Raw genomic sequence first — 19,176 nt, forward strand, 5'->3', positions numbered from 1 at the left:
CCCGATGAAACGGCCTCGATTATGATCTTGGGGCCTTTATCATGTTCCAGGTCGAAAGGCAGGTGGTCGACTCATTTGATGCGACACATCAACAGAGAACCCTCGTCAAGCATCAGGCCTTGAGCTGCTTCTTCAGCGCATAAAGCGCGTCCAGAGCCTCGCGGGGCGTCATGTCATCCGGGTTGATGGCCTTCAGGGCGTCCTCGACCTTGGAAGGCCCGGCGCGCTTGGCTTCTTCGCGGCGGACGGCGACCTGGAAGAGCGGCAGATCGTCGATCAGCTGGCTTGCCGGGTTCTTACGGTCGGAATCCTCGAGCTTGGTCAGCACGTCACGGGCGCGGGCGACCACCGAGTCGGGAAGCCCCGCAAGCCGCGCGACCTGGATGCCGTAGGAACGATCGGCAGCACCGGGGCCGACTTCGTGCAGGAAGATCACCTCGCCATCCCATTCCTTCACCCGCATCGTGGCGTTGGAAAGCCGGTTCAGTTTTTCCGACAGCACCGTCAGCTCATGGAAATGGGTGGCGAACAGGCCACGGCATCTGTTCGCCTCGTGCAGGTGCTCGACTGCCGCCCAGGCGATCGACAGGCCGTCGAAGGTCGCAGTGCCACGGCCGATCTCGTCGAGGATGACCAGCGAACGGTCGCTCGCCTGATTGAGGATGGCGGCGGTCTCGACCATCTCGACCATGAAGGTGGAGCGGCCGCGGGCCAGATCGTCCGACGCGCCGACGCGCGAGAAAAGCCGGTCGACGATGCCGATATGAGCCGACGTCGCCGGCACGAACGAACCCATCTGCGCGAGGATGGCAATCAAAGCGTTCTGGCGCAGGAAGGTCGATTTACCGCCCATGTTCGGGCCGGTCAGCAGCCAGAGCGCGCCGAATTCGCCGCCATTGTGCGGGGAAAGATCGCAATCATTGGCGATGAACGGGCCGACAGACTGTTTGCGCAGAGCCTGTTCGACCACCGGATGGCGGCCGCCTTCGATCGCGAACATGCGCGAGGCATCGACGACCGGGCGACGGTAGCTCCACTCGTCGGCGAGCATGGCAAGAGCCGCCGCGACATCGATCACCGCCAGCGCCCGGGCGCCGGCCTTGATCGCTTCTGCCTCCGAGGTCACGGCTGCGACCATCCTGTCGAAGGCTTCGAGCTCGATGGTCAGCGCCTTGTCGGCGGCATTGGCGATGCGGCTTTCGAGATCGGCAAGTTCGGTCGTCGTGAAACGCATGGCGCTTGCCATGGTCTGGCGATGGATGAAGCGCGCCTTGCCTTCCGGCGTGTCGGTCATCGTGCCCGAATTGCCGGCGGTCACCTCGATGAAATAACCGAGCACATTGTTGTGCTTGATCTTCAGCGACTTGATGCCGGTCTCCTCGGCATATTGCAGCTGCAGCGCAGCGATGACCCGGCGCGACTGGTCGCGCAACGCCCGCACCTCGTCCAGTTCCGAATGGGCGCCATCGGCAAGAAACCCACCGTCGCGCTTCAGGAGCGGCAGTTCCTGCGCCAGCATATTGCCGAGCATGGATTCCAGATGAAGCGGCAAGGCTTTCAGATCGTCGAGGGCCTGTCCCAGTTCCTCGGGCAGCATGGCCCGGTCAAGGAAGGCCGCGACACCGCGGGCCGCTTCCAGCCCCTGCAAAATACTGCCGAGATCACGCGGGCCGCCGCGATCGAGCGCCAGGCGCGACAGGGCGCGCGGCATATCCGGCACGTGCTTCAGCCCGGAGCGCAGTTCACTGCAGAGCGAGGGCTCTTCAAGCAGGAAGGAGATGGAATCGAGGCGCCGGTTGATACGGTCTGGATCGGTCAGCGGCGACATCAGCCGTTCGGCGAGCAGGCGAGCCCCGCCGCCGGTTACCGTGCGATCGATCGCCTTCAGAAGCGTGCCTTCACGCTCGCCCGACAAGGTCTTGGTCAGTTCCAGGTTGCCGCGGGTCGCCGGGTCGATGAACAGGGTCGAGGCGCCGCTTTCGCGCTCCGGGCGGCCGAGCGGCGGCCGTTCGGCAAGCTGGGTCTTTTCCACATAGGCGACGGCGGCCGCGGCGGCGGCGAGCTCGGCGCGGGAAAAATTGCCGAAACCTTCAAGCGTACTTACGCCGAAATAACGGGTGATGCGGCCCTCGGCGCTGGCGCTGTCGAAGAGCACTGACGGCTGCGGCACCACGACCCTGCCGAGCACGTCGAAGACGGGTTTGAGTTCAGCGTCGTGAAACATCGTATCCGGCAGAATCAGCTCACGCGGCTCGATGCGCAGGATATCGGCGAGCAGCCGGGACTGATCGGTCTCCGCCAGCCGGAAGACGCCGGTCGAGATATCGATCCAGGCGAGCGCCAGAAGCGGTTCGGCGGCGCCCTTGATGCGGGCAAGCGCCATCAGATAGTTCGACTCGGAGGGTGAGAGGAGTTTTTCCTCGGTAATCGTACCGGGCGTCACCAGCCGGACGACGTCACGCTTCACCACCGATTTCGAGCCGCGCTTCCTGGCCTCCGCCGGGTCTTCCACCTGCTCGCAGACGGCCACACGGAAACCGAGCGAAATCAGCTTCTGCAGATAGTCGTCGGCGGCATGCACGGGAACGCCGCACATCGGGATTTCGCGGCCGAGATGCTGGCCGCGCTTGGTGAGCGTGATGCCGAGCGCACGGGACGCATCGACCGCATCCTCGAAGAACAGTTCGTAGAAATCGCCCATGCGGTAGAAGAGCAGCGAACCCGGATTGTTCGCCTTGATCTCGATATATTGCTCCATCATCGGCGTTGCGGACGCGCGACTTTCCTCCGAGGCAAGCTCGGCAGTATTCAGGGCCTCGATGGGGAATCTTTCAAACTGGGTCACGGAACCGATTTTTTGTTGCGCGCTGGAACTTGCGACACTATCGATGAAGACACCTGAAAGACAACATCTGCCGCGGCCTAGAGGACGGCTGCCCACAAAAAGCTGGAGGAGACATGCCTGCTAAGGACAAGGCCACGGGGAAGGACGCACGTGCGCGCGCTTCCGTGACCGAACAGGAAGCACTCGATTTCCATTCGGAAGGCCGCCCGGGTAAACTCGAAATCAATCCCACCAAGCCGATGGCCACCCAGCGCGACCTGTCGCTGGCCTATTCGCCGGGCGTCGCCGTGCCGGTATTGGCAATCGCCGCAAACCCGGCAACCGCCTATGACTACACGACGCGCGGCAACATGGTCGCCGTCATCTCCAACGGCACGGCGATCCTCGGCCTCGGCAATCTCGGAGCGCTCGCCTCGAAGCCGGTGATGGAAGGCAAGGCGGTGCTCTTCAAGCGCTTCGCCGACGTCGATTCCATCGACCTTGAAGTCGATACGGAAAATGTCGACGAGTTCATCAACTGCGTGCGGTTCCTCGGCCCTTCTTTCGGCGGCATCAATCTCGAGGACATCAAGGCGCCGGAATGTTTCATCATCGAGAGCCGCCTGCGCGAACTGATGGATATCCCGGTCTTCCATGATGACCAGCACGGTACTGCGATCATCGCCGCCGCCGGCCTGATCAATGCGTTGGAGCTGACCGGCCGCGACCTCAAGACCACCAAGCTCGTTTGCAATGGCGCCGGTGCCGCCGCAATCGCCTGCGTCGAACTCATCAAGGCAATGGGCTTCAATGCGGAAAACGTCATCCTCTGCGACACCAAGGGCGTGATCTACCAGGGCCGCACCGAAGGCATGAACCAATGGAAATCCGCCCATGCGGTGAAAACGACCAAGCGGACCCTGGAAGAGGCGATGAAAGGCGCGGACGTCGTGTTCGGTCTTTCCCAGAAGGGCGCCTTTACCGAAGAGATGATCCGCTCGATGGCCGACAGGCCGATCATTTTCGCGATGGCCAACCCCGATCCGGAAATCACGCCGGAAGAAGTCGCCCGCATCCGCGACGACGCGATCATGGCGACTGGCCGTTCGGACTATCCGAACCAGGTCAACAACGTGCTCGGCTTCCCTTATATCTTCCGAGGCGCGCTCGACGTGCGGGCCAGCCAGATCAACGACGCGATGAAGATCGCCGCCGTCAACGCGCTCGCCAATCTCGCCCGCGAAGACGTGCCGGACGACGTTGCCGCCGCCTACCAGGGCAACCGCCCCCGCTTCGGTGCGCAATACATCATCCCCGTCCCGTTCGACCCGCGTCTCATCTCGGCGATCCCGGTCGCTGTCGCGGAAGCGGCAATGGAGAGCGGCGTCGCCCGCAAGAACATCACCGACCTTGCCGCCTATGGCCGCGAGCTTTCCGCCCGTCGCGATCCTATCGCCGCGACGACCCAAGGCATCTACGAGCGCGTTCGCCGTTTCCCGAAACGGGTCGTCTTTGCCGAGGCCGAAGAAGAACAGGTCATGCGCGCGGCGATTTCCTTCACCAACCAGAAGCTCGGCACAGCCATCCTTCTGGGCCGTGACGACGTCATCCGCGCGACGGCTGAAAAGGCCGGCATCGATCTCGACCGTCCCGGCATCGAGGTCGTCAATGCACGCCTCTCCAATCGCGTCGATGCCTATATCGACCACCTTTATGCGCGCCTGCAGCGCGAAGGCCTCCTCCATCGCGATGTCCAGCGCCTGATCCATAACGACCGCAACCATTTCGCCGCGACCATGGTCGCCATCGGCGATGCGGATGCGATGGTGACCGGCACGACCCGCAACTATGCGACGGCGCTTCAGGATGTCCGCCGCTGCATCGATCCGAAGCCAGGGCACAAGGTAATCGGCGTATCGCTGGTGATCGCGCGAGGCCGGACGATTTTCGTCGCCGACACGGCTGTCCACGACATGCCGAATGCCGAGGATCTCGCTGATATCGCTGTCGAAGCCGCCCGCGTCGCAAAGCGGATGGGTTATGAGCCGCGTGTCGCACTCGTTGCCTATTCGACATTCGGCCAGCCGATCGGCGAGCGGTCGGAACGGGTTCGCGAGGCGGTCAAGATCCTGGACCAGCGTCGCGTCGATTTCGAATATGACGGCGAAATGGGCGCAGACGTGGCGCTCAACTCGCACCGGATGGAGCAATATCCGTTCTGCCGGCTCTCCGGCACGGCCAACGTGCTGGTCATGCCGGCGATCCATTCCGCCTCGATCTCGACCCGCATGTTGCAGGAACTCGGTGCGTCGACGGTGATCGGCCCGCTGCTCGTCGGTCTCGACAAGTCGGTGCAGATCACCTCGATGGGCGCGAAGGACAGCGACATCGTCAACATGGCGGCAATCGCTGCCTACAACGCCGGGACGTGAGTTTCTTGTAAACGGGATCCAGGTGGACTAAGTTCAGTGAACTAAGTCCACCTGGAGGCTTGCTCCGTGAAGACCGTCAACATCCATGAAGCCAAGACGCATTTGTCGCGCCTCGTCGAAGAGGCTGCGAACGGCGAAGCTTTCGTCATCGCCAAGGCCGGCAAGCCGATGGTGAAGGTCGTGCCGCTGGAAGAGGCGCCTGCGGAAGAGCCGAAGAAGAAACGCCGGATCGGCTTTCTGAAGGGCCAGATTTCGGTTCCGGACGACTTCGACACGATGTTCGCCAAGGAGATCGAAGACATGTTCTATGGCGAGCACAAGTGAGGATCCTTCTCGACTCGCATCTTCTTGTCTGGATATCCCAAGAGTCGCCGAGGTTACCTAAAATCGTTGAGCGCCTTTTGGAAGATGGCGAACACCGTTTCTTTTTCAGCGCCGCAAGCCTCTGGGAGCTTGCAATCAAGAGCGCACTCGGAAAGACCGACTACCAGGTCGATGTCATGCAGCTCTATTCCGAGTTGCTGGACAACGAATATGAAGAACTTCCTCTAAGCAGCCGCCACGCTTTTGCCTTGGCGGGCCTGCCGCCCATCCATAAAGACCCATTCGACCGAATGCTGATCGCGCAGAGCATTTCGGAAGGTATGCTGCTGCTGACCTCAGATGAGACGATCGCGCGATATAATGGAACGATTCAGCTCGTAAGGTAATTCTCGTCGGGCGAAAACCATCATTTTGCTGATAACTCAGCTCGCGAAACGCCCCGCATCGGCGCCGAAGTGGGTGATGTAGCGGTCCGAGATCGAGGCGATCGGCAGGACGATCAGCACGTCGGTGGTGTTGAAGGCGTGGTCGATGACCGCACCGTCGCCCACCATGGCCCCGAGTCGCAGATATCCCTTGATCAGCGGCGGCAACAGGGAGAGTGCCTTGCGGGTATTGACGCCTTCCATCGGCATCAGGTCCATCGAGCGATAGAGTTCCGGCAGTGCCGAAACCGCCCAATCGCCCTTGGCCGAGACCGTATGGTGCAGGAAAGACAGCGCCATGGCGTGTTCTTCGGGCGAAACGCCGGGGAAGGATGCGCAGCCGAACATCGCGTTCATGCCGTGCTTCAGCGAATAGGCCCAATTGCCCTGCCAGAGCAGTTCGACGGTGCGCTTGGTGCGATAGTCCGGCAGCACGCAGGAGCGGCCGAGCTCCATGAACTGCTTGTCGGGATGACGCGCGAGCAAGGGCTCGATGTCGAATTCCGACGCCGAATAGAAGCCGTTATTGGCCAGCGCCACTTCCTGGCGCAGGAGCCGATAGGTGCCGACGATCTGATCTTCGATATCACCTTCGATCGCGTTGTCGACGACCAGAAGATGGTCGCAGATCGCATCAAAGGCATCGACGTCGCGACGGCGGCGCATGGCGTCCGGGCTCAAGGCCGCGTGCATTTCTTCGACGAAGACACGGTAGCGAACCGCCTGCGCGGCATCGATTTCCCGCTCGCTGCGGGCAAGCCGCGTTTCGAGCGTGCCAATGCGGCCGAAGACATCGCCGCTTACCGGAGCAGAGGCCGGCGCCTGGGTTGTTTCAGGTATCACTTCACGGTTCAGGAGTTCGATTGCCAAGGTGATTCTCCCCGTCCCGGTTTGATCACCGCCTTAAATCACTTCTCTGCGACAAGAACGTGACATTCGCTGTCACAATAGGTTCCAGGGATGATCGCGTCAACGCGCCTGTTGGCGCTCGGTGGAGAGAACTCCCAGAATTCGGACCTCCTCCAGAAGCGTCAGCGGATCGACCGGTTTTGCGAAGACGCGGCTGGCTCCATTCAGCAGCACCTCGCGATGCGTCGCCTCGCGGCTTTCGCCTGTCAGCACGATCACCGGGACCACAGGCCGGGCGCCCTCCTGCTCCTCGGCGCGCAGCGCCGCCAGAAGATTGAAGACATCTCCTCCAGGCATGTACATGTCGGAAATGATGAGATCGAGCGGCATGTCATGCTTGCGCACCGTGTCGATCAGCGTGGGGAAATCGTCGACGAGACGGACCCGGTGCCCGGCCTTCGTAAGAACCGAGCGGATGATCAGCGCGTTGACGGGATCATCCTCACCGAGCAGCACGTTGAGCCCTTCGGCATGTTTTTCGATAACGGGCGGCGGAGGCATGGCCTGATTGTCATTCAGCGCGTCGCGCGTGCCGAAACCGCGCAGGCGACCGCTCAGGACGTCGATCAGAGATTTTTCCCGGAGCGGCCGGATAAGCCAGGCGTCGAAAAAATCCTGTGGCTGGGAGGCGCGTTCCTCGGGGTTGACGAGCAGGATGCGGTGGAGCGGCGCATGCGCCTTTTCATTGGCATAATCGGAGGCCAGCCGGTGATCGACGATCAGGTCGGTATAGGGCAGCGGGCCTGTATCGGCGCGGTCGATCAGCATCTGGGCGTCAGCCGTGTTGGCGACGTGCCGGCAACGACCGCCAAGGGTTTCGATCGTCGCGACCGTCGCCTTGGCGGCAGGTCCTTCCGGCGCCAGAAGCAGAACCCGGGACATGGCCAGCAACTGGTTGCGTTCACCGGTACCCGATTGCGCCGTTTCCGCGAAATGAAGGGGGAATCTGATCGTGAACGTACTGCCGGCTCCCCTCTGGCTGACGACGGAAAGCGAGCCGCCGAACTCCGTCAGGATGCGCGAGGCGATGCCGAGACCGAGACCGGTGCCGCCGCTGCGGGTCTCGGCGGACCCCGCCTGCTCGAACTCACCGAAAACCCGCGTCAGTTCATCGCTCGCCATGCCGGGACCGGTATCGATGACGGCAATGGCGACGTTGCCTTCTTCGACCGCCGCCCGCACCAGCACGCCGCCATGGGCGGTGAATTTCACCGCATTGCCGATAACATTGAAAAGCACTTGCCGGATGCGGCCCGGATCGAGATCGAGAAGGTCGGGGAGATCGGCAGTCATCGTCGCGGCGATCTCGATGCGTTTCTCGTGGGCGCGCGGCGCCAGCATCTCGACGACGTTTTCGATGAGGTGACGGAGATTTTCGGCCCGGTTGTTGAGCCGGAAGCGGCCGGCTTCCAGCGTCGAATAGTCGAGCAGGTCTTCGACGAGTTGCGCCAGCGCATAACCGGACTGGCGAATGCCGCTCAGATAGTTCTGCTGCTCCGCCGTCAGCTTGGTCTGTCCGAGAAGATGGGTCATGCCGAGAATGCCGTTGAGCGGCGTGCGGATTTCGTGGACGACGGTGGCGATCTGTCGGGATTTCGCGGCGCTGGCCGCCTCGGCATTCTTCAATGCATGCTGGAGCCGGGGGACAGTGCGCTGGCGGCGCCACTCGGATATCCGGGAAAAGAGCGAGGCAAAGACGCGGCGCGGCGCCCTCTTTTCTTCATCCTGCCGCAATCCCAATGCGGGCACGACCTTTTCCGGCACCGGTTCAGCCATATCGGCCGCGGCGGGAGACGCGAACGCCTTCGAGATCCGTTCATGTATGTCGGCGATATCTCGCATTGGGAAAGACTAACCGGGTTTCTTTCCCAATCCTTAGAGCAATCAGGTAAAATTTTACTGATCGGTCTTTTTCGGGCCGAACACTTCGTCGAGGATGACCAGGCCGGCGCCGATGGTGATGAAACTGTCGGCCAGATTGAAGACGGCGAAGGACCACGTCTCGGTGTGAAACAGGATGTAGTCGATCACGTGACCATAGACGAAGCCGTCGATCAGGTTGCCGATCGCACCGGCGATGATCAACGCAAAGCCGCTGTGGGCGAAAGCGCGCTCCTTCGGAGTGCGGCGCCAGAGCCAGAGCACGAAGGCGACGATCAGCACCCGCATGCCGACGATGAATTCCCGTTCCATGCCGGACAGCAGCGAGAAGGCAACGCCGAGATTATAGGTCCGATAGAGCGCCAGCACCGGCAGAAGCGGCACCGCCTCCTGCATCGGAAGATAATTCTCGACGGCGATCTTCACCACCTGATCGAGGACGACGGCGATGACGATGACGATCAGAGCCACCAGAGGCCGCGAAAGAAGGGCTACGCGTGCGGTCATTTCTTCTCGTCCAGGGTCAGCAGATGGCGGCGGGCCTCGAAGAGCATCACGGCGGACGCGACGGCGAGATTAAGCGAGTCCGCCCTGCCCTGCTGAGGAATGCGAACGGTGCGATCGGCAGCCCTGGCGAGATTATCCGGTAGCCCGGACTGCTCGTTGCCCATCAGCAGCACGACCGGTTTTTTCGAATAATCCACGGTGCGATAGTCGACGGCGCCGGCGAGATGGGTCGCCACGACCTGGGTGCCGGAGCGCTTCTGCCAGATCAGGAATTCTTCCACCGAGCATTTGACGACCGGTACGGCAAAGACCGAGCCCATGGTGGCGCGCACGGTTTCCAGCGAAAACGGGTCGGTGCAGTCGCCGACCAGGATTACCCCGGTCGCGCCTGCCGCATCCGCGGTGCGGATGATCGTACCCAGATTGCCGGGATCGCGCACGCGGTCGAGCGCGACCAGCGTCTCATCCCTGCCCGGCTTCAGATCGTCCAGCCTTTTCCAGCGCTGCTCGAAAATGCCGACGACCATCTGCGGATTGTCGCGGCGGGTGATCGAGGAGAGCACCTTCTCGCTGACCTCCAGCACCAGCCCGCCATGGGCGACGGTCTTTGCGGCCACCTGCTCGACAAGCGCCTTGCCCTTGGCCGCCTTCGCATAGACCAGCGTGCGGATTTCCCAGCCTAGCTCCAGCGCGTCGATGACCAGCTTTAAGCCTTCCGCCATGAAGGTGCCGCTCTCTTCGCGGTCCTTCTTATTGGTGAGCGCCTTGATGTCCTTGACGATCGGATTGGAAAGCGAGGTGACTTCCTTCACCTGGCCGACCCGCCGTGGTCCGGATTTCTGAAAATCGTCGTTCATGCCGGCACCCAGCGACTGAAAAGGGAAGTGGAAAGCGCGCGGCCCGGCGTCTTGCCGTCCAGCCCCGCCTCGCGGATGACGAGTTCGCCCGATTCCACGGCGCCGCCGGCACCGCGCATCGTCTCGCGCATCAGCTCATGGATGGAATAGAAGCTGGCGCGGATGGAATAAGCTGTCAGCACAAGGCCTATCGCCTTGGGTGACAGCAGCTCGCGGCAGATGTCGAGCATCAGCGGCAGATGATCGAAAAGCTGCCAGACTTCACCGTTCGGGCCGCGGCCGAATTTCGGCGGATCGGTGAGGATGATGTCGTAGCGGTTGCCGCGACGCTCCTCGCGCAGGATGAACTTCATCGCGTCCTCGCAGATCCAGCGGATCGGCGCCTTGTCGAGGCGGGCGAGCGACTGGTTTTCCCGCGCCCAGCCGATCGCCTTCTTGGAAGCGTCGACATGGGTGACTTCCGCCCCGGCAGCCGCCGCGACCAGCGAGGCGACGCCGGTGTAGCCGAACAGGTTCAGCACCTTCACCGGCCGTTTCGCCTCCTCGATGCGGTTCTTCATCCACTCCCAGTGAACGATCTGCTCCGGGAAGACGCCGACATGGCGGAAGGAGGTGAAGCGGCCGAGAAAATCGGTGCCGAGCAGCGACAGCGGCCAGGTTTCGCCAAGCGCTTCCTTGGTGAAGCGCCAGCGGCCCATGCCGTCCTCATCCGTGTCTCCGGTGAAAAGTGCATCCGCCTTTTCCCATACGTGGGCGGGAAGAGACGGTTGCCAGAGCGCCTGGGCTTCCGGCCGGACGATGCGATAAGGGCCGTATTGCTCGAGCTTAAGCCCGTTGCCGCTATCGATCAGGTGAAAATCGCCGGCACCGGACGATTCGAGAATGATCGGCACGCGCTCAGGCGGCCGCTCGCCGCTACGCGGCAAAAGCGGGCGGGTTTCTGCCGGTGCCGCGGCTGGCGCGGGTTTCGCGACCCTTTCCTGCGGCCGCTGGGCTTGCCTGGCTGCGGCAGGTTTTGCAGTGGCGTGCCCGCGGGAGGACCGGTTGCCCGCCTCGCTCCGGGCTTTTTCACCCGGCCGCCTTTCCTTGTTCTTCAATACGTTCATCCGCCTGGATTTTGAGACTTGCGGCAGCAGATAGCATTTGCTCGCCATTCTTCAAAGCCGGGGAACCGACGGCTGCGTGTTTTATTGATGACCGGGCCTGTCCGCCTCTTGTCCCCCTTGGCAAAGATCACCACCCTTGCAATAAGTCTAGCAACGGCGGATGGAGGATCATCACATGGATATGGGCGGCGAAGAACGCATTGCAGCACCCCGCGAAGTGGTCTGGGCGGCGCTGAACGACCCGGAGATCCTGCGTCAATGCATCCCGGGTTGCCAGACGCTGGAACAGAAGTCTCCGACCGAGCTCTCCGCGACCGTCAAACTGAAGGTCGGTCCGGTTTCCGCGAACTTTGCCGGCGAAGTGACGCTCTCCGACATCAACCCGCCGGAGAGCTACACGATCTCAGGTGAAGGCAAAGGCGGCATCGCGGGTTTTGCCAAGGGTTCCGCCACTGTCACGCTGATCGAAGACGGCAGCGATACGCTGCTGCGCTACTCGACCAAGGCTCAGGTGGGTGGGAAGATCGCGCAGCTCGGCTCGCGGCTGATCGATTCCACATCGCAGAAGCTCGCGGGCCAGTTTTTCGCGGATTTCAACAAGGCGGTGGTCGCCAAGGCCGCGCAGGCCTGATTCAGCTCACCCTGATTTACCTAGAAGGAAGTTGGTTCGAGGCCGGTCGTCCGGCGACCGCGGCCTTGTGTTCGTTCTGCCAGCGGACAGCTTCGCGTGCTTCGACGCGAGCCTGTTTGCGGTGCTTGCCCTGGCTCCACCAGGTCACGAACGAGCCGATGAACATCCCGATCAGCAAGGCCAAGAACAGGAACAGGAAAAACGGTGCGCTCACGGCCAGCACGCCATCTTCCGGGCGGAAGGGATTGAGCGCCAGGGTGACTATCTGGCGGTTCGCGACGGCGAGCACGATCAGCACGATGCCGAGCGGCACGAAAACCACGAGCGAGACGATCTTTTTGAACTTGTCCATCTGATTCTCCGGCAGCAGACTACCTGCTGTTTACCAGCGTCTGTTGCAGAATAGGCGCGCTTTATGGGGTTTCAAGGGCGGCGGCAAGTCGCGCCGGAAGGATCAGTCCTCTACGTCGTCAAGACCCGGATTCAGTCGCTCGCGCAGTTCCTTGCCTGTCTTGAAGAAAGGAACCCATTTTTCCTCGACGAAAACACTCTCTCCGGTGCGCGGATTGCGGCCGGACCGGGAGGGGCGGTTCTTCACGGAAAACGCACCGAAGCCGCGCAGTTCGACACGATTTCCGCCTGCCAGGGCATCCGTGATCTCGTCGAGGACGGCGTTCACGATGTTCTCGACGTCGCGGTGGTAGAGATGCGGATTGCGAGCCGCGACGATCTGCACCAGTTCTGACTTGATCACGGTTGCCCCCTGAAAAGTTTAGATTTTCAACCGCGCCCAACCTGCCAAACGGAGACAAGACCGTCAAGAAACAACTTGTCTGCGCCGAAGGTGCGAAGGGCGTCGGGAGTGATTGTCTGGCCGAAACCGGAGAGCTTGAACAGCTCGCTGACGACGCTCGCCAACCAGAAGGACGAGGAGGAATTGCGCTGCTTCCAATCGACGACCGGCAGGTCCTTGGAAACGCCGCGCGATTCAAAATAGGCGCGGATGTCCTCCTCACCGCCCAGCTTGTCGACAAGCTTGGCGCTGAGCGCCTGGCGGCCGGTGAAGATCGAGCCGTCCGCAAGCTTCAGAACCTCGTCGCGCGACAGCATGCGGCGATCGGCAACGAGATCGACGAACCAGGCGTAGCTGTCCATGACCATGTTGCGGATCATCGTCTTGGCTTCCTCGCTTGCCGGATGGAAGGGCGACGGCTCGGCCTTCAGCGGGGCAGACTTGATCTCCTGCAGGGAGACGCCGATCTTCTTCATCACCTCGTCGATCTGCGGATACTGGAAGATCACCCCGATCGATCCGGTGATCGAGCTTTCGCCCGCGACGATCTGGTCGCCGGCCGTGGCGACCATGTAGCCGGCGGAGGCGGCCAATGTGCGGATATCGGAAACGACGGGTTTCTTTTCGGAGACCTTTCGGATCGCCTTGAAGATGCGCTCGCCGCCATAGGTCGTCCCGCCCGGCGAAGAGATCGAGACGATCAGCGCCTTGGCCTGGCTGCTTTCGGCGATCTTGTCGAGACGCTCCAGCAGGTCCTTGTCATCGGTGATCATACCGGAGATTTCGATGCGGGCGACATGCGGCACCGCAGAGCCGGCACCCTCGCCGGCCACGGCACGGTAAAGCGCGAATCCGATGCCGACGAGGAAAACAAGTGCGACGACCCGCCAGAAGCTCAGCTTGCGGCGCAGGGAACGCCGGTCCGCAATTGCCATTTGATCCATAAAATCACCCTTCGAGATGAACCGCCGTTGCTAAATAGGCTCTCTAACGTGTTTTGCAGCGGACCACATCACGTTTTTATGTTGTCCATTATTGTTTGTTGATTGAATCAAAACCATATTGGCGGACAAAGCAAAGCTCGCAACCGCTCATCCGTCACAACCGGGGTGAGAACGGAGACGGGCTAGTAAGGAACTATCCGGCACTCATGCTGCAGCATATTCGAAAAACGGCAGGCTTTGCGGCGGCGCTGGAGCCTCGGGCAGATGCCTATCAGGCGGCGCTGGCGCATTCCGCGATCGTGCGCAGGCTCAAGATCCTGCTGCCGATCCTGGCTGGCGTGATTTCGGCCGCCTTCATCGGGGTCTCGATCATCCGGGCCTATTTGCCGGAGAACCTCTCGATTGAAAACGCCCGGATCGAAAACGGCAAGATCGTCATGGAACGGCCGGCGATCTCCGGCCGCAACCAGGACGGCATCAGCTACTCGATGACCGCCACCCGCGCGCTGCAGGATATCAAGAACTCGAACATGATTACGCTCGAGGACGTCAAGGCCGCCGTACCGGTCAACGACGACGTGATCGCGCGCGTGACCGCTATTGCCGCCGACTTCGACCGCGGCACGGACATGCTCGACCTGAACTCCCCGTTCGACGTCAATCTGAGCAACGGGATCACCGCCCGCTTCAAGTCCGCGCATCTCGATATCAACGCAGGTGTGATGGAATCACCCGAGCACGTCGATATCTCCATGAAAGAAGGCTCTATTGTTGCAGAGTCTTTAAAGATAACGGATAAGGGGCGTACCATCACCTTCAAGGGCCAGGTTCGCGTTCACCTCGATCCAGCCACAATCCGCAACCAAGGCAAATAGAGCCCGGCCGTCATGATCAATCGCCGCCTTCTTACACGCAATACCGCAGTTCTGATCGCGGCAGGATTTATCTCCTGTCTGGCGGCGACCGCGCAGGCCCAGACCACCACCAGCCAGATGGAAGGCCTGAAGCTTTCCGGCGACCAGCCGATCCAGATCCAGAGCGACCAGCTCGAGATCAAGGAGCAGGAAAAGAAGGCCTATTTTACCGGCAACGTCCAGGTCGTGCAGGGCACGACCACGATGAAGGCCGGCAAGATGACGGTTCTTTATACCGGTGAAGGTGGCTCGGTGACCTCGGGCAGCGCCGATATCGACAAGATCTTTCTTGACGAGACGGTGTTCCTGACCTCGGGAACGCAGCAGGCGACCGCCGAGAAGGGGGAATTCGACATGAAATCCCAGACCTTCGTACTTTCCGGCAAGCAGGTCGTTCTTTCCGAGGGCCCCAACGTCTTCAAGGGCTGCAAACTCACCGTACTGATGGAAACCGGCCAGGCCAAGCTCGACGCCTGCGGCGGGCGCGTGGAAATCCTGCTCGACCCGAAATCGCGACCGAAGCAATAATAGACATCTGACGTGAAAATACCGTTCCTCCCCAGTCTGTCGGCAAGGAAGCCGTCCGCGCCCGAACCCTTCGTCGTACGCGATAAAGCGCGCTACGAGGGTACACTGGTCGCGCATGGTCTTTCGAAGACCTACGATACCCGTCGCGTCGTCAACGGCGTGTCGCTGGTCGTGCGCCGCGGCGAGGCCGTCGGGCTGCTCGGGCCGAACGGTGCGGGCAAGACGACCTGCTTCTACATGATCACCGGCCTGGTGCCGGTGGACGAAGGCATGATCGCGATCAACGGCAACGAAGTCACCCATATGCCAATGTATCGCCGCGCCCGCCTGGGCGTGGGTTATCTGCCGCAGGAAGCTTCGATCTTCCGCGGCCTGACCGTCGAGGAAAACATCCGTGCGGTGCTGGAAGTGCACCAGCCCGACAGGGACAAGCGGGAGACCAAGCTCGACGAGCTGCTCGAAGAGTTCCACATCAGCCAGTTGCGGAAATCGGCGGCCGTGGCGCTTTCCGGCGGCGAACGCCGGCGCCTCGAAATCGCCCGGGCGCTTGCAACCGACCCGGCCTTCATGCTGCTCGACGAACCCTTTGCCGGCGTCGATCCTATCTCGGTCTCCGACATTCAGAACCTCGTGCGCCACTTGACGGCACGCGGAATCGGCGTTCTGATAACGGATCACAACGTCCGCGAGACTCTGGGCCTGATCGACCGGGCCTACATCATCCACGCGGGCGAAGTGCTGACGCATGGCCGGGCAGACGATATCGTCAACAACCCGGATGTTCGCCGTCTTTATCTCGGTGACAAATTCAGCCTGTAGGCGCGAATTGGTCGTTGCAGTGTGACAAAGAAATTTACTTTCCCGCACTGCAGCGCTTGACCAAATCTTTCAAAAAAGCAATTCTTGTGCCAGATGCAAATTTGGCCTTGTGGGGCTCGGCGAAGTCGAGCGTCCACCACTCCATGACCGAGTGGTTCAAGGGGATTGCAGGGGAGTTTCGCGTCAGCCATGGGTTTATCCGCTAATCTTTTCCTACGCCAAACCCAATCGCTGGTGATGACGCCGCAGCTGATGCAATCCATCCAGCTGCTGCAGATGACGCATTTCGAACTCAACCAGTTCATCGCCCAGGAAGTCGAAAAGAACCCGCTGCTCGAAATTACGTCAAGCGAGGGCGAAAACGACGCGGAAACAGGCTTCGAACCCGCCGACGACTTTGCGCCGACCGAAGGCCGCGAGAGTTCGGCAGCCGCTGAAGTCGATAGCGACTGGTATGAGGGCTCCTCCTCCATCAGCGCCGAGAGGCTCGGCGAAGGGCTCGATACGGGTTTCGAAAACGTCTTCCCGGACGACGGCCCGGCGCGGCGCGCCGATGCGCCGGAATTGCTCAGCCAGTGGAAATCGATGCCGGGCGGCGAGTCCGGCGAAGACTACGACCTCGATGATTTCGTCGCCGGCCAGGTGACGCTGCGCGACCACCTGAACCAGCAGATCCCTTTTCTGATCGTCGATGCGGCCAGCCGCCTGATTGCCCAGCATCTGGTCGATCAGCTCGACGAGGCCGGTTACATGCTGGGCGACATAGAGGAGATCGCCGCCCGCCTCGGCGGAAGTGCCGAGCATGTCGAAACCATCCTGCACTCGCTGCAGACGCTCGATCCGCCGGGCGTCTTCGCACGATCGCTCAGCGAATGTCTGGCAATCCAGCTTCGCGAAAAGGACCGGCTCGACCCGGCGATGGATGCACTGATCCGACACCTGGATCTGCTCGGCAAACGCGACTTCGCGTCACTTCGAAAGATCTGCGGTGTCGACGACGAAGACCTCATCGACATGCTGGCGGAAATTCGCGGCCTTAACCCGAAGCCCGGCGCGGGTTTCGAGCGCGGCATGTCGGAGACGATTTCGCCGGATATCGTCGTGCGCGCGGCATCCGACGGCGGCTGGATGGTGGAACTCAATCCGGACACGCTGCCGCGTGTTCTGGTGAACCACACCTATTTCCAGACGGTGTCGAAGAACTGCCCGAAAAAACGGCGACGACCATAATTTCCTTTCCGACTGCATGCAGAACGCCAACTGGCTGACACGCAGCCTCGACCAGCGCGCCAAGACGATCATGAAGGTGGCGACCGAAATCGTCCGGCAGCAGGATGCCTTCCTGATGCACGGCGTCGATCACCTGCGGCCGCTCAACCTCAAGACCGTTGCCGAAGCGATCAAGATGCATGAATCGACGGTCAGCCGCGTCACCTCCAACAAATACATGCTGACGCCGCGAGGCCTGTTCGAACTCAAATATTTCTTCACGGTGTCGATCGGCTCGGCGGAAGAAGGCGGCGACAGCCATTCGGCGGAAGCCGTGCGCCACCGGATTCGCCTGCTCATCGCCCAGGAGACGCCGGAGGCCGTGCTTTCGGACGACGATATCGTGATCAGCCTGAAACGGGGCGGCGTCGAGCTTGCGCGCCGGACCGTCGCGAAATACCGCGAGGCGATGAACATCCCCTCCTCCGTACAACGTCGCCGCGAAAAGCGTGCGATCGCCGGGGTCGCGGCATACTGAGACACGGCCGAAACAGGCGGTTTTCCACAGGCCTACGTAGAAACCCCAAGACCGGCCGCCGTTGACATTTAAAACATCGGGCGCTAGAAGCCCGCCGCAACTGCACGGGACATGGCACGAAACCTATCCCATTATCCAGACAGGCACCGATTGCAGCAATTTAGCGCAGTGGCGTGTGAACGGCTTGGATGAGGGGACGGCTTGGCGTAGACTGGAACACGCAAGTCACGACAAGAAGGAAGAACTCCATGAGTGTGCGTGTATCCGGTAAGCATATGGAAATTGGCGATTCGTTCCGTCAAAGGATCGAGGACCAAATCGGAGAAGCGGTTACAAAATACTTCGACGGAGGCTATTCGAGCCAAGTCATCGTGGAAAAGGCTGGTTCGCGCTTTTCTGCCGACTGCAAGGTGCATCTCGACACCGGGATCGTCCTGCATGCGGCTGGGGAGGCGAATGATCCGCAGATCAGTTTCGATGCCGCAGCACAGCGGATCGAAAAGCGTCTGCGTCGCTACAAGCGGCGGCTCAAGGACCATCATGCCGGCAACCATGTGAATGGTTATGCGGAAGTTGCCTACACTGTTATGGACAGCGTACCGGATGAAGGGGAGGAAGTACCCGAGGATTTCGCGCCGACGATCGTCGCGGAAAGTTCGAAGCAGTTGAAGACGATGACGGTCGCAAGCGCCGTCATGGCACTTGATATGACAGACGAGCCTGTTCTTCTGTTCCGCAGCCCCGGCAAGGAACACCTGAACATTGTGTACCGCCGCAACGACGGCAATATTGGTTGGATCGATTCCACCAATATCAAGAACTGACACCTGGGGAGAGCGTCGGCAACGGCGCTCCCCTTCGCCTAGGGCACAAGCTCTTGCGGCACGAAGGATGACGAGAATGGCATTGGCAGATTTGCTGCAGCAAGATGCGATTATTCCTACCCTAAAGGTAAATTCCAAAAAACAGCTGTTGCAGGAGCTGGCGGCCAAGGCTTCCAAGCTGACGGGTGTGAGCGAACGAGAAATCTTCGACATCATCCTGCAGCGCGAGAGGCTCGGCTCCACGGGCGTCGGCCATGGCATCGCCATCCCGCACGGCAAGCTCAACAGCATCTCGTCGATCAAGGGTATTTTCGCGCGCCTTGAAGCGCCGGTCGATTTCGAAGCGCTCGATGACGAGCCGGTCGATCTGGTGTTCCTGCTGCTCGCACCTGAAGGCGCCGGGGCTGACCATCTGAAGGCGCTGTCGCGCATCGCCCGCGTCCTGCGGGACCAGGACCTCGTCGCCAAGCTGCGCAAGACCGATTCCGCTTCGGCGATCTATGCCTTCCTCAACGAGGAGCAGGCTAACCACGCCGCCTGACCGCATACACATTCGTGGGGACGAAACGAACCACCCGGCCGCTGACAAAGCGCCGGGCGGTTTTGTTCTTGAGGACCCGTTTGACTGGAAAATACGCGTGACCTGACGGCGCGGACGCTTGCCCTCAGGACTGAGAAACGCCGATTGAGCGTCTGACGCAAAGCGAAAAG

18 protein-coding genes and 2 pseudogenes are annotated in these 19,176 nt (G+C 61.2%); 11 read left to right on the forward strand and 9 right to left on the reverse strand.

Translation table 11 applies throughout. From position 1 onward, the window contains the following. Positions 1 to 112 precede the first annotated feature (112 nt). Entirely contained in the window at positions 113 to 2,761 is a 2,649-nt protein-coding gene (gene mutS / locus ACZ9EJ_RS16390; RefSeq protein ID WP_255743083.1) for a DNA mismatch repair protein MutS, read from the reverse strand. Between the two features lie 197 nt (positions 2,762 to 2,958). Between mutS and ACZ9EJ_RS16395 the strand changes: the two genes are divergently transcribed. From ACZ9EJ_RS16395 to ACZ9EJ_RS16405, 3 genes are all read left to right on the forward strand, one after another. Beyond that, positions 2,959 to 5,256, forward strand: a complete 2,298-nt coding sequence (locus ACZ9EJ_RS16395; protein WP_046639777.1) for an NADP-dependent malic enzyme — start codon at positions 2,959 to 2,961, stop codon at positions 5,254 to 5,256. A 66-nt stretch (positions 5,257 to 5,322) separates the two neighbouring features. Then, positions 5,323 to 5,580, forward strand: coding sequence for a type II toxin-antitoxin system Phd/YefM family antitoxin (locus tag ACZ9EJ_RS16400; protein WP_046627962.1), 258 nt, complete (start codon positions 5,323 to 5,325; stop codon positions 5,578 to 5,580). Continuing rightward, complete coding sequence (locus ACZ9EJ_RS16405; protein ID WP_046639776.1) at positions 5,577 to 5,966, forward strand: type II toxin-antitoxin system VapC family toxin; 390 nt, start codon at positions 5,577 to 5,579, stop codon at positions 5,964 to 5,966. The genes ACZ9EJ_RS16400 and ACZ9EJ_RS16405 overlap by 4 nt, the downstream gene beginning before the upstream one ends. 36 nt (positions 5,967 to 6,002) lie before the next feature. Here the strand turns inward: ACZ9EJ_RS16405 and olsB are convergent, their stop codons facing one another. The 5 genes from olsB to ACZ9EJ_RS16430 all read right to left on the reverse strand — a co-directional run bounded on the left by olsB (position 6,003) and on the right by ACZ9EJ_RS16430 (position 11,265). Further along, entirely contained in the window at positions 6,003 to 6,875 is an 873-nt protein-coding gene (gene olsB, locus ACZ9EJ_RS16410; RefSeq protein ID WP_046627958.1) for a l-ornithine N(alpha)-acyltransferase, read from the reverse strand. A 99-nt stretch (positions 6,876 to 6,974) separates the two neighbouring features. Continuing rightward, a complete protein-coding gene (locus ACZ9EJ_RS16415; protein WP_251089682.1) occupies positions 6,975 to 8,690 on the reverse strand; it encodes a hybrid sensor histidine kinase/response regulator in 1,716 nt (571 codons plus the stop codon). 120 nt (positions 8,691 to 8,810) lie between these two features. Beyond that, positions 8,811 to 9,302, reverse strand: a complete 492-nt coding sequence (gene lspA / locus ACZ9EJ_RS16420; RefSeq protein ID WP_046639775.1) for a signal peptidase II — start codon at positions 9,300 to 9,302, stop codon at positions 8,811 to 8,813. Next, positions 9,299 to 10,159, reverse strand: coding sequence for a TrmH family RNA methyltransferase (locus ACZ9EJ_RS16425; RefSeq protein ID WP_046639774.1), 861 nt, complete (start codon positions 10,157 to 10,159; stop codon positions 9,299 to 9,301). Before ACZ9EJ_RS16425 ends, lspA begins: the two co-directional genes overlap by 4 nt. Next, positions 10,156 to 11,265, reverse strand: coding sequence for a class I SAM-dependent methyltransferase (locus tag ACZ9EJ_RS16430; protein ID WP_080955698.1), 1,110 nt, complete (start codon positions 11,263 to 11,265; stop codon positions 10,156 to 10,158). Before ACZ9EJ_RS16430 ends, ACZ9EJ_RS16425 begins: the two co-directional genes overlap by 4 nt. 175 nt (positions 11,266 to 11,440) lie before the next feature. Here ACZ9EJ_RS16430 and ACZ9EJ_RS16435 point away from each other — a divergent pair, with 175 nt between their 5' ends. Continuing rightward, positions 11,441 to 11,896, forward strand: coding sequence for an SRPBCC family protein (locus ACZ9EJ_RS16435; RefSeq protein ID WP_046627954.1), 456 nt, complete (start codon positions 11,441 to 11,443; stop codon positions 11,894 to 11,896). A 16-nt stretch (positions 11,897 to 11,912) separates the two neighbouring features. On the opposite strand, the gene ACZ9EJ_RS16440 is transcribed toward ACZ9EJ_RS16435, so the two are convergent. The 3 genes from ACZ9EJ_RS16440 to sppA all read right to left on the reverse strand — a co-directional run bounded on the left by ACZ9EJ_RS16440 (position 11,913) and on the right by sppA (position 13,633). Further along, the gene (locus ACZ9EJ_RS16440; protein WP_046627952.1) at positions 11,913 to 12,248 is read right to left on the reverse strand and encodes a lipopolysaccharide assembly protein LapA domain-containing protein; all 336 of its coding nucleotides are present in this window, start codon (positions 12,246 to 12,248) and stop codon (positions 11,913 to 11,915) included. 102 nt (positions 12,249 to 12,350) lie between these two features. Next, on the reverse strand, positions 12,351 to 12,650 hold the full coding sequence (locus ACZ9EJ_RS16445) for an integration host factor subunit beta (RefSeq protein ID WP_046627950.1): 300 nt from the start codon (positions 12,648 to 12,650) through the stop codon (positions 12,351 to 12,353). Positions 12,651 to 12,676: 26 nt separating this feature from the next. Beyond that, positions 12,677 to 13,633 carry a signal peptide peptidase SppA gene (gene sppA / locus ACZ9EJ_RS16450; protein ID WP_046639773.1) on the reverse strand — a complete coding sequence of 319 codons (957 nt, stop codon included), beginning with the start codon at positions 13,631 to 13,633 and terminating at the stop codon, positions 12,677 to 12,679. 206 nt (positions 13,634 to 13,839) lie between these two features. Between sppA and lptC the strand changes: the two genes are divergently transcribed. From lptC to ptsN, 7 genes and pseudogenes are all read left to right on the forward strand, one after another. Further along, positions 13,840 to 14,508 carry an LPS export ABC transporter periplasmic protein LptC gene (gene lptC / locus ACZ9EJ_RS16455; RefSeq protein ID WP_046627946.1) on the forward strand — a complete coding sequence of 223 codons (669 nt, stop codon included), beginning with the start codon at positions 13,840 to 13,842 and terminating at the stop codon, positions 14,506 to 14,508. A 12-nt stretch (positions 14,509 to 14,520) separates the two neighbouring features. Beyond that, positions 14,521 to 15,075, forward strand: a complete 555-nt coding sequence (locus ACZ9EJ_RS16460) for an LptA/OstA family protein (RefSeq protein ID WP_046627945.1) — start codon at positions 14,521 to 14,523, stop codon at positions 15,073 to 15,075. A gap of 12 nt (positions 15,076 to 15,087) precedes the next feature. Next, the gene (lptB, locus tag ACZ9EJ_RS16465) at positions 15,088 to 15,894 is read left to right on the forward strand and encodes an LPS export ABC transporter ATP-binding protein (RefSeq protein ID WP_370649725.1); all 807 of its coding nucleotides are present in this window, start codon (positions 15,088 to 15,090) and stop codon (positions 15,892 to 15,894) included. A 189-nt stretch (positions 15,895 to 16,083) separates the two neighbouring features. Continuing rightward, positions 16,084 to 16,254 (forward strand): annotated as a pseudogene (locus ACZ9EJ_RS16470) (RNA polymerase factor sigma-54); the annotation flags it as partial. Between the two features lie 78 nt (positions 16,255 to 16,332). Beyond that, a pseudogene (gene rpoN / locus ACZ9EJ_RS16475) lies at positions 16,333 to 17,641 on the forward strand (RNA polymerase factor sigma-54); the annotation flags it as partial. Between the two features lie 248 nt (positions 17,642 to 17,889). Next, positions 17,890 to 18,465 (forward strand): ribosome hibernation-promoting factor, HPF/YfiA family, encoded by a 576-nt coding sequence (hpf, locus tag ACZ9EJ_RS16480; RefSeq protein ID WP_037079483.1) that lies wholly within the window; start codon positions 17,890 to 17,892, stop codon positions 18,463 to 18,465. A gap of 76 nt (positions 18,466 to 18,541) precedes the next feature. Further along, complete coding sequence (gene ptsN / locus ACZ9EJ_RS16485; RefSeq protein WP_046627940.1) at positions 18,542 to 19,006, forward strand: PTS IIA-like nitrogen regulatory protein PtsN; 465 nt, start codon at positions 18,542 to 18,544, stop codon at positions 19,004 to 19,006. Positions 19,007 to 19,176: the final 170 nt, after the last annotated feature.

The organism is Neorhizobium sp. USDA 3394, assembly GCF_056280385.1.